Source organism: Oscillochloris sp. ZM17-4 (assembly GCF_019599295.1).
Taxonomy (GTDB): Bacteria; Chloroflexota; Chloroflexia; order Chloroflexales; family Chloroflexaceae; genus Oscillochloris.
Genome location: NZ_JAIEWN010000023.1, coordinates 77,536 through 89,386, shown reverse-complemented (window position 1 = coordinate 89,386; position 11,851 = coordinate 77,536). Strand labels below are relative to the sequence as shown.

The 11,851-nt window shown below is 67.4% G+C and carries 14 protein-coding genes and 1 tRNA gene; 7 read left to right on the top strand and 8 right to left on the bottom strand.

What is annotated here, in order from left to right; genetic code table 11:
* The first annotated feature begins 144 nt into the window (after positions 1 to 144).
* The 3 genes from K2Z83_RS16970 (at position 145) to K2Z83_RS16960 (ending at position 2,352) form a co-directional block, all read left to right on the top strand.
* On the top strand, positions 145 to 798 hold the full coding sequence (locus tag K2Z83_RS16970) for a ComF family protein (RefSeq protein WP_220596372.1): 654 nt from the start codon (positions 145 to 147) through the stop codon (positions 796 to 798).
* Between the two features lie 161 nt (positions 799 to 959).
* Positions 960 to 1,253, top strand: a complete 294-nt coding sequence (locus K2Z83_RS16965) for a DUF2934 domain-containing protein (protein ID WP_220596371.1) — start codon at positions 960 to 962, stop codon at positions 1,251 to 1,253.
* A 160-nt stretch (positions 1,254 to 1,413) separates the two neighbouring features.
* Positions 1,414 to 2,352, top strand: a complete 939-nt coding sequence (locus tag K2Z83_RS16960) for a hypothetical protein (protein ID WP_220596370.1) — start codon at positions 1,414 to 1,416, stop codon at positions 2,350 to 2,352.
* On the opposite strand, the gene K2Z83_RS16955 is transcribed toward K2Z83_RS16960, so the two are convergent.
* From K2Z83_RS16955 to K2Z83_RS29120, 3 genes are all read right to left on the bottom strand, one after another.
* The gene (locus K2Z83_RS16955) at positions 2,349 to 2,570 is read right to left on the bottom strand and encodes a helix-turn-helix transcriptional regulator (protein ID WP_220596369.1); all 222 of its coding nucleotides are present in this window, start codon (positions 2,568 to 2,570) and stop codon (positions 2,349 to 2,351) included. The genes K2Z83_RS16960 and K2Z83_RS16955 overlap by 4 nt on opposite strands.
* A gap of 321 nt (positions 2,571 to 2,891) precedes the next feature.
* Positions 2,892 to 3,854: a transposase gene (locus tag K2Z83_RS29125; protein WP_370650194.1), complete on the bottom strand. Its 963-nt coding sequence runs from the start codon at positions 3,852 to 3,854 to the stop codon at positions 2,892 to 2,894.
* Positions 3,855 to 4,532 carry a hypothetical protein gene (locus tag K2Z83_RS29120; RefSeq protein WP_255604120.1) on the bottom strand — a complete coding sequence of 226 codons (678 nt, stop codon included), beginning with the start codon at positions 4,530 to 4,532 and terminating at the stop codon, positions 3,855 to 3,857. It abuts the gene before it with no gap.
* A gap of 103 nt (positions 4,533 to 4,635) precedes the next feature.
* On the opposite strand from K2Z83_RS29120, the gene K2Z83_RS16945 reads away from it, so the two are divergent.
* Positions 4,636 to 4,971, top strand: a complete 336-nt coding sequence (locus tag K2Z83_RS16945) for a hypothetical protein (protein WP_220596368.1) — start codon at positions 4,636 to 4,638, stop codon at positions 4,969 to 4,971.
* Positions 4,972 to 4,994: 23 nt separating this feature from the next.
* On the opposite strand, the gene K2Z83_RS16940 is transcribed toward K2Z83_RS16945, so the two are convergent.
* The 5 genes from K2Z83_RS16940 to K2Z83_RS16920 form a co-directional block, all read right to left on the bottom strand.
* Entirely contained in the window at positions 4,995 to 5,174 is a 180-nt protein-coding gene (locus K2Z83_RS16940) for a hypothetical protein (protein ID WP_220596367.1), read from the bottom strand.
* 277 nt (positions 5,175 to 5,451) lie between these two features.
* Positions 5,452 to 5,537: transfer RNA gene (locus tag K2Z83_RS16935), tRNA-Leu, on the bottom strand.
* A 39-nt stretch (positions 5,538 to 5,576) separates the two neighbouring features.
* The gene (locus K2Z83_RS16930; protein WP_370650193.1) at positions 5,577 to 6,731 is read right to left on the bottom strand and encodes an SH3 domain-containing protein; all 1,155 of its coding nucleotides are present in this window, start codon (positions 6,729 to 6,731) and stop codon (positions 5,577 to 5,579) included.
* The gene (gene gatB, locus K2Z83_RS16925; protein ID WP_220596366.1) at positions 6,728 to 8,188 is read right to left on the bottom strand and encodes an Asp-tRNA(Asn)/Glu-tRNA(Gln) amidotransferase subunit GatB; all 1,461 of its coding nucleotides are present in this window, start codon (positions 8,186 to 8,188) and stop codon (positions 6,728 to 6,730) included. Before gatB ends, K2Z83_RS16930 begins: the two co-directional genes overlap by 4 nt.
* Positions 8,189 to 8,488: 300 nt before the next feature.
* On the bottom strand, positions 8,489 to 9,013 hold the full coding sequence (locus K2Z83_RS16920) for a hypothetical protein (RefSeq protein WP_220596365.1): 525 nt from the start codon (positions 9,011 to 9,013) through the stop codon (positions 8,489 to 8,491).
* Between the two features lie 164 nt (positions 9,014 to 9,177).
* On the opposite strand from K2Z83_RS16920, the gene K2Z83_RS16915 reads away from it, so the two are divergent.
* From K2Z83_RS16915 to K2Z83_RS16905, 3 genes are all read left to right on the top strand, one after another.
* Positions 9,178 to 9,672 carry a heme-degrading domain-containing protein gene (locus K2Z83_RS16915; RefSeq protein WP_220596364.1) on the top strand — a complete coding sequence of 165 codons (495 nt, stop codon included), beginning with the start codon at positions 9,178 to 9,180 and terminating at the stop codon, positions 9,670 to 9,672.
* A gap of 278 nt (positions 9,673 to 9,950) precedes the next feature.
* On the top strand, positions 9,951 to 10,850 hold the full coding sequence (rarD, locus tag K2Z83_RS16910; protein ID WP_255604117.1) for an EamA family transporter RarD: 900 nt from the start codon (positions 9,951 to 9,953) through the stop codon (positions 10,848 to 10,850).
* Between the two features lie 92 nt (positions 10,851 to 10,942).
* Positions 10,943 to 11,716 (top strand): exodeoxyribonuclease III, encoded by a 774-nt coding sequence (locus tag K2Z83_RS16905; RefSeq protein WP_220596363.1) that lies wholly within the window; start codon positions 10,943 to 10,945, stop codon positions 11,714 to 11,716.
* Positions 11,717 to 11,851: the final 135 nt, after the last annotated feature.

Sequence of the window (11,851 nt, the reverse complement as noted above, 5' to 3'; positions counted from 1 at the left end):
GGATGAAGGATGAAGGATGAAGGGTGAAGGGTGAAGGATGAAGGGGCGGGAGGTTGTTCCCGCATCCCCGCGCGCCTCCCCTGCGGTATATCTGTGCGCATAGCCTGCGGCTATCGGCTATCGGCTATCCCAGGAGTCGCCGCCATGATCATCCGTGACCTGCTCGACCGCCTGCTCGACCTGCTCTTCCCCGACCGCTGCCTGGCCTGCGGGCGCGCGGGCGCGCTGCTCTGCGCGCGCTGCCGCTCGGGGCTGCGGCCCTACCCGCCCGAGGCGCCGCCCGATGGCCTCGACGGCGTGGCCGTGGCCTGCCTCTACGATAGCGTCGTCCGCAAGGCCATCCACCGCATGAAGTACGGCCGCATGCGCCGGGCGGCCGCGCCCCTGGGCGACCTGCTGGCCGACCATCTGCTGGCCAACCCGCAGCCCGCCGATGCCCTGATGGCGGTGCCGCTGCACGCCGGGCGACTGGCCGAGCGCGGCTTCAACCAGAGCGAGGAGCTGGCCGCCCGGATCGCCCGCCGCAGCGGGCTGCCCCTGGTGCCCGGCCTGCTGCGCTGCCGCGACACCGGCCACCAGGCCAGCCTGGGCCGCCGCGCCCGCAGGGCGAACATCGAGGCCGCCTTCGTCTGGGCCGTCCACGCCCCGCCGCCGGCCCGCGTCCTGCTGGTGGACGATGTGCTGACCACCGGGGCGACCCTGGCCGCCTGCGCCGACGCCCTGCGCGCCGCCGGCACCCGCGAGGTGCGCGCCGTGGCGATCGCCCGCTCGCTGGCGCCGGGGCAGAGGTCGCCCTAATGCCATTGCAGATTGCAGATTGCAGATTGCAGATTAGGTGCAGCGTATTCAGATGCCACACCTACGCTGGTGCATCCCAAAGAGGCTGCTTGAAATCGCCCTAGCGGCCTGCCCTGGTGTACAATACATCTGATCGCCGTCGCTCTCGTGAGGCTCGCACGATGCTCTACTGTCACGGGGATGCCTGTCCACTCCGCGCCGACTGCTATCGCCACACCCAGCCATCGCCGGGGCGCGATGCGTTCGCTGCCCTGCCCTATGATGCGGCGACGGGTGCCTGCGCGCAGTTTTATTCGAATATCCCGGGCGAGTCGCTGATCCGTGAGACGGCCTACTACATCTGGCTGCGCAAAGGTCGCCCGGAGCACAGCGCGGATGAGGACTGGCGCGAGGCGTATCAGAGCCTCTGCCGCAGCAGCGGGCGGATCACGTTCGCCCTGGTGCGGGGTGTCTGAACCCAATCTTTGCTAAGACAAGGTTCGTAGGCGATTTACAGTTTGCGAGGCTCGTAGTGGGCGCTTCAGCGCGCCAGATGGGCCACAGGGGGCTGAAGCCCACACTACGAACTGTTACTCTGATTCGGCCCTTCTGAAACCTTGTCTAAGCGGCGATGTGATGTTTCCCGCCCGCGATGATACCCAGCGCATGGATCGCAGTCTGACCAGGGCGGTGGTAATTAAGGGCCTGGTGATGCACGGCTACCCTGACGAGGAGATCGTCGTCATCGCCGAGCATATCCTGGACTGGGGGCATCGCGAGGAGAAGGGCGCTGCCTGGTTCCTCACTGATGTCTGCCGGCTGATTGCCAAGTACCGGGCTGAGCTTCCCGCGATCGCCATCAACGCTACGGTTCTGAGGAAGGCAACCAGGCCGCGGAAGGGTGAGAAGCGCGCCCGCAGCGCCAGGCAGCCCAAGAAGAAGTGCCGGAATGCCGACGAGCTTCTCGCCTACTACCGTGAGCATAGAGATGCAGGGGCCCTGGTCTTTAGGAGTCGGCAGGAGGTCGCTGGAGAGCTTGGGATAAGCCTGCCGACCCTGGATCGCTATGAGCGTCAGCTGCGTGAGCGGAGAGCGATCATGCGGGTCACCTCGTCGAGCCGAAGGGACAGCTGGGTCGAGATCCTTGAGCCACAGGAGCCGGAGCCACCAGCACCCGAGGTATCGACGTCAGCGGTTTCCTCAGCCTCAGAAGACGTTTTGGGTGTTATCAGGCGGGCTGAAAATCACTCCCGATCCCCTGGTGATGAGGTGCTATCAGCAGTCACCGTTTCAGGCTCTGGTATCGCTGATACGCCCGCTACGACCCATATAAAGGAACACAGGCCCAGAGCGGCCGGCAAGAGCGCGCGCCCTGGGATATCAGCGATGGCGCTGATCTGTCGGGCTGGAGCGAATTGTCCGATCCATAGAGGCTATGTGCGGCGAAAAGGAGTGCGCCGGTACGACACGAATGCTGAAGGTGCCTGGCGGATGCAGGTGCGAGAGCGAGCCTATCCTGCCGATTCATGCGCAGCGGCTGAGGCAGACGACGTGCTGACGATTGAGCGCTGTTAGCCCTGCGCTGCGCTGTCGTCTACCCACTCCATGAGGTCGCCAGGCTGTGCATTCAAAACGCGGCAAAGCGTATCGAGGGTTCTGAGATCAATCCGCGTAGCTCTGCTCGTCCACAGCCAGTGAACCGTGTTGTAGTTGAGCGCTGTCCGATCGGCGAGATGTTGGATCTTCTCGATACCGCGCTGCTGCGCCACTTCGGCGATTTTGAACCTGATCACACTCGCTCCTGACTGGAGGAGAAAACCTATCGGGTGCGAAAAACGCACCTATGCCGCTAGTGTAGGAACATGACCCCACCATGTCAAGTAGACACGTACTTGACACAGGCAAGAGGCTCGCTTATTGTTATACATAGGTACTTGAGAAGTTAGGTGATTCCGCTGTTTCACCCTCATCTATCGACAGGCGCCTCCTATGGAAAAGGATCAACTGCCGCAGCCTGCGAGCGGTGGTGCCAATACCATCTTTCGCGACACATTGGGACACACTGCCTTCCCTACTGCTGCTGCCCCTACGTATCCTCTCCATAATCGCTGGACTCAGCCAGCGGGCTGAGCGGCCAAGCGGGAGCGCTCGGCAATGCGCTCGGCAAGCGAGGGCGTGGTTTCGGGGCTGACCAATCGGTCGCGCAGGTAGTGGAACAGCCCCACGCCAAGCTTCGCCGCCGTGGCCGCGATGGTCTGGAACGTATCCCAGGCACGCGCACCCGCCCGCGACTGTGGCCCGAAGCTCACATCGCGTTTGCGCACCCGCCGTCGAGCGGCAAGTTCCATGTCGTTGTTGTGCAGCGGTAAGTCCGGAAGCTCCAGCACGGCCAACAACTGCGCACGCTTGTCAGCGGCCTTGCGGATACGCGCATCCAGCGCGTCGTAGCCGGTCGTGCGCTCAGAGAGTGTATCAAATGCCCTCCTCAAGCGTGCCCGCTCCGCGTCACTGGGCGCTTCTCGATACGTCAGCAGCGCCCGGTACAGCGCCCAATAGTCGCTGCGATAGTCCTGGAGTGCCTGCAGATGGCAGGCGACAACGGGCCGCAGCTTGGCGTAATGCCGCCAGTCGTGCACCCAGCACAGCCCATGCCCCTCGCTCAGGTGGTCATACACCGTCGCATCGTCGCTCAGCAACCATTCCACGATCGGCACGCCCGTCTGCGCGTGGTAGGCCGCCACCGCCAACGCGTCGCTGACCTGCTGCTGCTGCTGACGACCGAACATGACCCCGCCCGCCGCCAGGTGCTCCTGGAGTTCCGCCGCCGTCAGGTCGCGCTCCCACGGCAAGGCCAGCAGGAGACGGTTGCGCAGCGACGCCGGCAGACTCGGTGCTTCGAGCCAGCCCACGGCCTCGTCGTTCAGGCGGAAGCGCAGTTCCTGCCCCCACAACACGGCCAGCACATCCTGGCGTGTGCCCCCGGGCCGGGTGTGGTAGCTGGTGAACAGCGTATTGCCGACCACATGGCAGACCTCATTCTGGCCGTCCACCCGGGTCGACGTCTGGTCGGTGGCCACCTACGACCCACTGGCAAGCCCGGCCTGATGGATCGCCTCGGCTTCTTCGGCCCAGCGACCGGTTGAGTCCCCGAGCCGTCGTGCGACGGTTCCCGTGCCAATCGAAACACCCACCGTGCGCAAGAAGTTCAGCAAGGCCGGCTGGCTCACATTGGTGGTGTCGTGGCCCAGGGCCGGGATAAGGGTCTGGATGGTGGGAGAAAAGCCGCCGTGGTAGCCAGGTGGCAGTGGTGCCAGGATGGTCGTATTGGTTGAGGGAACAAACCACTCCTCACGCAGGAAGCGGATGACCTCGACCTGGATGATGAGGTTTTGCGCGATGGTCTCACGCGTACCGTTGAAACGCGCGCCCTCAGGCAAGCGCGCGGGGTCAACCACGCAGCGTTGCGCGCGGGTCACGACGAGGGTTTCGTTTTTCTTAGGCTTGCCGCGGGGGGTACGGGTCTGGCGCTCGGCTTCTGAGGAGTGGTCGGCAGGCGACGGCTTCACCGACGGCTTGATGTCCGGTTTCCCTGAGCCACCCTTCAGCCGGGCGTTCTCATCGCGGAGTTGCTGAACGTCCAGACGCAGGGCGGCGTTTTCCGTAACCAGCGCCTCGATGATGTTGAGCAGCTGCTGAATGACCTCGCGTGTTGCAGGGTCGGAGATGGTATCAAGGTTGACGTCGGGAAGCTGCATACTGAGGAGTCTACCAGACCTTCGCTGGCCTGTCACACGTCGCTCCAGCGATTATGGAGAGGATACACTAGAAGCGGCTAAACAAATACTTCAGTCAGTCTTGTTGGAAGCTCAGCGGCTGGGTTCACAACGTTCAGTCACTTTTTGTTTGCTCAAGCTTGCAGCGATAGATCTGGAACTTGGCGATCTTAATCGTGCTGCAGACACCATTAAAGCTTGCAGTGAAAGTATTGCTCGTTTTCAGGACAGAGTGTATATTGCGGTGATGCACCATACTGCTGCGCAATTAGAGCTAAAGCGTGGGCATCGCTTTGCTGCTTACGAGAACCTAATCAAGGCCATCGACCTCTTCGAGCGCCTCGGCATGCGCCGCGAGCTCGCTGAGGCCCGCGGGGAGTTGCGCCGGATCGAAGAGATGGGCGAGGCGCCAGCGGCGTGACGCCCCGCCTCTCCGTAGCGTTGCTAGCTTCCTACGGGTGCCTTGAGCGAGATGCGCAGGAGCTCGAGCAGCGCGGGCAGCGTCGGCAGCAGCGGGACGGCGCCGGGCGCCAGCAGTTGGATGAGGATCACGAAGGCGAACAGGGTAAAGGCGCAGAGGATGATCGCGGCCCGGAAGTCGCGGGGGTTGCGGTTCTCGTTCATCTCCAACCTCCTGGTGGGTTCGCTGTGAGTCGATGGTTGGAGTATCGTGGAGAAGCGCTCGGATGTGCTGCATAAATCGTAGGGCAAACTTCGGCGTGAGCGCGCTTGGTTCTGTCAAAGATTTCCGCGTGCCTCATCCCCCGCCGCGCGGTACATGGCTACACACAGCCGCAGACGCCCACGGACGTTGCTCCTTTGGCTACATGTTTGGCTACATGAAACGCCTCCGGGCCGATCTTGGCGACCGACCCGGAGGCGTTTTAGGGCTTTGTGATGCTGGTGCCGAAGACGGGACTCGAACCCGTACGGGGTTGCCCCCAGCGGTTTTTAAGACCGCAGCGTCTGCCGTTCCGCCACTCCGGCGCTATGCGGCCTATTATACACGCCGGGAGGTGGTTGGCGCTACCTGGGCTCCAGGTACTCCCCGGCGCACCATCCCTCAATGTTCGCGCTCTGCACCTTCCACCACGTCATCCCGTCTGCCTCCACTGGGCCGCCCACCACAAGGGCGTCGGTGCCCGGTTGGAGTCCCAGGAGGATGGGGATTGTAGGGTCGATGCCGGGGCGCTCGCGCAGGTTGAGCCCCTGGATGCTGGCGATCACCCGAGCTCCCCGCCCGACTGCGAGCGCCCCTGGCACCGCAGCGGGGGTGGGCGTGGCAGCGGCCGTGGCCGTCGGCGCCGTGGCCGCCGGCGCCACGCCGTTCACGCTCTCTACGGCGTCGGCGCTGGCCTGCGGCGGCGGCGTGGCGATCGCTGGGGCGAGGGCGCTCGGCACCGGCGTCGGGAGCGCCCGGGCGGCGCGGATCTGCTGCATGCTGATCAAGATCGCCGCGCCGATCAGGAAGATGCTGGCGATGATCAGCAGCGGCAGCACCCAGGACTGCGCGCGCTGCCAGCGGGCGGCTAGCGCGTCGGTGCGCCTGCGGTCGCGCCCCTGCGCTGGCTCCGCCCCGCCCCTGCGCGGGCGCGTAGCATAGCGGGCGAGCTCGTCGTCCGGGTAGGCGCTTCGCTCGTGCGGCGCCCGCGGGATGCGCGCCGTGGTGCGGCCACCGCTCGGCTCGTGCCGGGGCGGGATGGGCGCGACGTCCACGCGTTGGCGCCGGGGTGGGATGGGCGCGACGTCGGCCTCGCTCAGCTCGTCCGGCCCCGCATCCTCCTCGGGGCCGACCACTAGCACGCCGTAGCGCGGCAGCAGCCGGGCCGCCAGCCGGCGGTAGGCGTCGATCGTCCCCGCCGCGACGGCGATCTGCTCGCCGTGGGCCACCCGCGCCCGCAGCCGGTGCATGCGCCGGATGCCCTCGGCCTCGGCCTCGGCCAGGGGCGCGCGCATGTCCGCCGTCAGGGCCTCGACCAGCTGCGGGAATGGCTCGGCCGCCGCCGGGATCCGCTGGCGCATGGCGTGGCCGCGCAGGGCGTCCTCGATGCTGCCGTGCAGGCTCAGCAGGGCCAGCTCGGGCGGGCCGTGGCGCATCCGCCCCAGCGCCAATGTGTACTTCGCCCGCGCCGACTCCATCAGCTCCAGCGGGCCGGGCGGGGTGTCGTCTGTGCGTGTCACTTCGCCAGCTCTTCCTCAAGCAGGCTGCGCACCACCTGGGCGTTCGCCTGGCCCTTCGTCGCCCGCATCACCATGCCCACGATGAACTGGATGGCGCTGGCCTTGCCGCCCCGGTACTCGGCGATCGCCTTGGCCGCCTTCTCGTCGGCCAGGGCCGCGCGCACCGCCACCAGCAGGGCGTCGCTGTCGCTGATCTGGGTCAGGCCGCGCTCCGCCACCAGCCGCGCCGGGTCGGCCCCGCTGTCGAAGCTCTCCTCGAAGACCTGCTTGGCCACGCCCCGGTTGATCTCGCCCCGCGCCACCAGCCCGATCAGCCCGGCCATGTGGGCCACCGGCATGCGCGCTCCCAGGGCTGCCGTCGGCTCGCCGCGATCCTTCAGCAGGCGGAAGCCCTCGTTCAGCACCCAGTTGGCCACCTCTTTGGCGCTGCCGCCCGTCGCCGCCGCCGCCACGACCGCCTCCTCGAAGTAGTCAGACACCGGCCGCTCCAGCGTCAGCAGGTCGGAGTCCTGCAGGCTCAGGCCGTAGGTGGCCTCGAAGCGCGCCCGCCGCGCGTCCGGCAGCTCGGGCAGCTCGGCCCGCCGCGCGGCGACCCAGGCCTCGCCCAGCTCCAGCGGCGGGATGTCCGGCTCCGGGAAGTAGCGGTAGTCGTGGGCGAACTCCTTGGTGCGCTGCCCCTCCGTGCGCCCGAGGTCCTCGCGCCAGCCCCGCGTCTCCTGCACCACCGCGCCGCCCCCCGTGAGGATCGCCGTCTGGCGCTGGATCTCGTAGGCCAGCGCCCGCTCCACGAAGCGGAACGAGTTGATGTTCTTGATCTCGACCTTGGCCCCGTACTCGCGCTGCCCCTCCGGCCGCACGCTCACGTTCGCGTCGCAGCGCAGCGCGCCCTCGTCCAGGTTGCCGCTGCTCGCCCCGATCCAGACCAGCACCTGGCGGATCTTCTCGAAGGTGAGCCGGGCCTCCTCGGGCGTGGCGATGTCGGGCCGGCTGACGATCTCCATCAGCGGGGTGCCGCTGCGGTTGTAGTCGATCAGCGAGGCGTCGTCGGCCGCGTGTAGCAGCCGCCCGGTGTCCTCCTCGATGTGCAGCCGCTCGATGCCCACCCGGCGCGTCTCGCCCGCCGCCGTGCGCACATCCAGCCAGCCGTCGCTGCACAGCGGCTCGTCGTACTGTGTGATCTGGAAGCCCTTCGGCAGGTCGGGGTAGGGGTAGGACTTGCGGCTGAACACGGAGCGCGGGTTGACGTGGCAGTTCAGCGCCATCCCCGCGCACGCGGCCAGCTCGACGGCGCGCTCGTTCAGCACCGGCAGCGTCCCCGGCAGGCCCAGGCTCACCGCCGAGACGTAGCTGTTCGGCGGTGAGCCCGCGTAGTCGGCCGGGCAGCCGTCGAACATCTTCGAGGCGGTCTTAATGTGGGCGTGGATCTCTAGCCCGATCGTGACAAGGTACGCAGACATGAGGGCTCCCTGATGGCCATTGCAGATTGGTGGTTGCGGACTGCGCGCCGCCGGGCCGGGGCGTTTGCCGGCGAGCAGACGCCACAGCCGCGCTACGCGATCGCCGGTATTGTAGCACAGCGGGCCGGCATCACTCGCCGGAGGCTGAAGCCCCCGGCCGTAAACGGCCGGGTGACTCTGCGCCTAGTGCAGTTTCAAGCGACCTTGTTGGGCACGAAGCAGGGCGCTCGCGCGTTGCAGCGCCCACCCCCCGACTCCCAACTCCTAACCCCTGCGCTGAAAGCGCACTAGTGATCTGCGCTAGCCCTGCCGCATCGACTGCACCGCCTGCGTGAGCGCCTCGGCGTCGAGCCAGCCGTGGTTCGCGATCAGGTCGCCGATCCGGCTCCAGCCGCCGTGCCCGTAGTTGGAGGCCTGCTCCTCAAGCACCACGGCCAGCTGCTCTGGGCTGATGGAGGCCTCGCGGAGCAGCTGCTCGCCGAGGAACTGCGGTGGCAGGTTTGGCGTCTGCTCAAGGCGGTCGAGGGTCTGCATCAGCAGGGTGATGGCGAGCACCGGCGCGGGGACGTTGTAGCGGCGGACGAGGGCGAAGCCGAGGGGCACCGGCTTGGCCCCGTTGGCGCCCTGCGCATCCTGGATGGCCGAGTCGAGCTCGCGCGCGGAGAGATAGCCCTGGTAGACGAGGTAGTCGCCCAGGCGGTGGGGCGGGTCGCCGGCGGGCTCGCGGCCGGGGGCGTGGCGCGGCGGGTAGCGGCTCACCGTGTCGTAGAACAGGTCGAGGATGGCGGCGTGGAGCTGCGCGTGTGGCGATGATGACTCGGACATGGGGCGCTCCTTGGGGTATGCTCGGACAGCACCGGCCCGATCGTAACTTCGGAAACCTATTGTACACTGCCCTGTGTAGGAGACAATAGGGAATAGCGCGATTCTGGTCGCCGGTTGCCTCATTATAGGGGCGCAGCACGCTGCACCCATCAGGACGCACCCTCATGAATATCGACACCGACCTTGAGCGCATCGCCGCGCAGGAGCGCGACCTCCAGTTCGACCGGTTCGACGCCGCCGATGCGTGGGATCTTGGCTGCCGCCTGCGGGCCGCCGCCGAGTCCCGGGGCGTCGCCGTCACGGTCGAGATCCGCATGGCCGGGCAGACCCTCTTCCTCTCCGCGATGCCCGGCACCACCCCGGCAAACGCCGATTGGGCCAGGCGCAAGCGCAATGTGGTCGAGCTGCTTGGGCAGAGCTCCTACGCCGTCGGCCTCGGCCTGGCCCGCGAGGGGACGAGCCTGGAGGACAAGCAGGGCCTCAGCCTGCGCGACTACGCGACCCACGGGGGCAGCTTCCCGCTGCGGGTCGCCGGGGTCGGCTGCATCGGCGCTATCACCGTCTCGGGGCTGCCCCAGCGCGAGGACCACAGCCTGATCGTGGCGGTGCTCGCCGAGCGGCTGGGCCGACCCCTGGCCGGGCTGGCCCTCGACGGCTGAGCCTCCGCTGTGTGCTGCTCCAGACCTGGTTTTTTGTTAGGTTTGGGCGGCGAAGCCGCCCAAACCTAACAAAAAAATCTGGTAGCGCGAATAAGCGCTGGGTACACCTGGGAGCGTCGGTGGCCCTCCCGGCGCGGCTTCAGCCGCCCGCCCGCATGCACGACGTTCCGTCACACCCTCGGTCGCTCTGGGGATCCGAGGGTCGCGGCCCGCCCAACGCGCTATGCTAGAATACGCAGGCTCGTGCTTCTATTCGGCCACATCACGGGACTACTGCTATGCTGCGCAAGGGAACCATGTACGCCGCGGGCGCCTACGTGTGCTGGGGCCTGCTCCCGCTCTTTTGGCACGCCCTCAGCGGCGTGCCCGCCATCGAGATCCTGGCCCACCGCATCGTCTGGGCGCTCGGCGTCACCCTGCTGTTTAGCCTCGTCACGGGCCGCCTGCCGGCCCTCGGGGCGAACCTGCGCACCCGGCGCACCCTGCTGCTCTTTACGCTCTCGTCGCTGCTGCTCACCGCCAACTGGTTCATCTACATCTGGGCGGTCAACGCCGGGTTTGTGGTGGAGACAAGCCTGGGCTACTTCATCAACCCGCTGGTGAACGTGGTGCTCGGCATGATCTTCCTGCGCGAGCGGCTGCGCCCCGGCCAGATCGTCGCCCTCGGCGTCGCCCTGGCCGGGGTGCTCTACCTCACCGTGCTCTACGGCTCGCCGCCGTGGATCGCGATCGCCCTGGCGCTCAGCTTCGGCTGCTATGGCCTGCTGCGCAAGACGGCGCCGGTCGGCTCGCTTGAGGGGCTGACCCTGGAGACGCTGATCGTGGCCCTGCCGGCGCTGATCTACCTGGCGGTGATCGAGTCGTCGGGCGGCGGGGCCTTCGTGCGCGCCGGGCTGCCCACTACGCTCCTGCTGGCCTCCTCCGGCATCATCACCGCTGTGCCGCTGCTGCTCTTCGCCTCCGGCGCGCGCCAGATCACGATGATCTCGCTCGGCATCCTCCAGTACATCGCGCCCACCATCCAGTTCGCCCTCGGCGTCACCGTGTTCGGCGAGACGGTCACGCCCCAGCGGCTGATCGGCTTCGGCCTGGTCTGGCTGGCCCTGGCGATCTACACGCTGGAGGGGCTGATCGGCGGTCGGCGGCGGGCGCGGGTGGCGGCGGCGGGCCGCGCGTAACGTAGGGCCGAAGCATTCGCCACGCATATGCGTGGCGGCGCGGTGATCATCAGGGGGCGAATGCTTCGGCCCTACAATATCAAGGAGACCCTATGGCCCCGCTCAAGATCATCTCGTGGAACGTCAACGGCATCCGCGCTGCCGCGCGCAAGGGCTTCCTGGAGTGGCTGGGGGCGAGCGGGGCCGACATCGTCGCCGTGCAGGAGACGAAGGCCGCGCCCGAGCAGCTGGCCTTCGACCTGCGCGACCCGCCGGGCTACTACGCCAGCTGGTGCGCCGCGCAGAAGGCCGGCTACAGCGGGGTGGCCACCTTCGCGCGCGAGGAGCCGCTGGAGGTGCGAACTGGCCTCGGCGACCCGCGCTTCGATGTCGAGGGGCGCGTGCTTGCCTGCGTCTTCCCCGCCTTCATCTTCTACAATGTCTACTTCCCGAGCGGCAACCAGGGGCCGGCGCGGGTGGCCTATAAGCTCGACTTCTACCGGCGCTTCCTGGATCTGATCCGCCCGCAGCTGGACATGGGGCGCAGCCTGGTGGTGGTGGGCGATGTGAACACGGCCTTCGCCGAGATCGACCTGGCCCGCCCGCGCGAGAACGTGGGCACCTCGGGCTTTATGCCCGTCGAGCGGGCGGCCCTCGGCGAGTTCTTCGCCGCCGGGCTGGTCGATAGCTTCCGCCACCACCACCCCGACACGCGCAAGTACAGCTGGTGGACGATGCGCGTCGACGCCCGCGCCCGCAACGTCGGCTGGCGGCTCGACTACATCCTCACCTCGCCCGACCTCGCCGGCCGCATCCTCGCGGCCGACACTCACCCCGAGGTGGAGGGCTCCGACCACTGCCCGGTCAGCCTCGTCCTCGACCTCTGATGATCCCCGGCCCAGGGCGCTACGGCGCGATCCTGCGGTACTGGCCTGCGAAGTAGAGCAGCGGGTCGCCCGCCGTCTCGGCCGCCCACAGCGCCTCCACCCGCGCCAGGACGATGATGTGGTCGCCGCCGTCGA

Excerpts from the sequence above, each read along its gene's own strand:
- K2Z83_RS16970 (WP_220596372.1), top strand. The coding sequence starts at position 145 with ATGATCATCCGTGACCTGCTCGACCGCCTGCTCGACCTGCTCTTCCCC.
- K2Z83_RS16965 (WP_220596371.1), top strand. The coding sequence starts at position 960 with ATGCTCTACTGTCACGGGGATGCCTGTCCACTCCGCGCCGACTGCTAT.
- K2Z83_RS16960 (WP_220596370.1), top strand. The coding sequence starts at position 1,414 with ATGTTTCCCGCCCGCGATGATACCCAGCGCATGGATCGCAGTCTGACC.
- K2Z83_RS29120 (WP_255604120.1), bottom strand. The coding sequence starts at position 4,532 with ATGCAGCTTCCCGACGTCAACCTTGATACCATCTCCGACCCTGCAACA.
- K2Z83_RS16940 (WP_220596367.1), bottom strand. The coding sequence starts at position 5,174 with ATGAACGAGAACCGCAACCCCCGCGACTTCCGGGCCGCGATCATCCTC.
- gatB (WP_220596366.1), bottom strand. The coding sequence starts at position 8,188 with ATGTCTGCGTACCTTGTCACGATCGGGCTAGAGATCCACGCCCACATT.
- K2Z83_RS16920 (WP_220596365.1), bottom strand. The coding sequence starts at position 9,013 with ATGTCCGAGTCATCATCGCCACACGCGCAGCTCCACGCCGCCATCCTC.
- K2Z83_RS16915 (WP_220596364.1), top strand. The coding sequence starts at position 9,178 with ATGAATATCGACACCGACCTTGAGCGCATCGCCGCGCAGGAGCGCGAC.
- rarD (WP_255604117.1), top strand. The coding sequence starts at position 9,951 with ATGCTGCGCAAGGGAACCATGTACGCCGCGGGCGCCTACGTGTGCTGG.
- K2Z83_RS16905 (WP_220596363.1), top strand. The coding sequence starts at position 10,943 with ATGGCCCCGCTCAAGATCATCTCGTGGAACGTCAACGGCATCCGCGCT.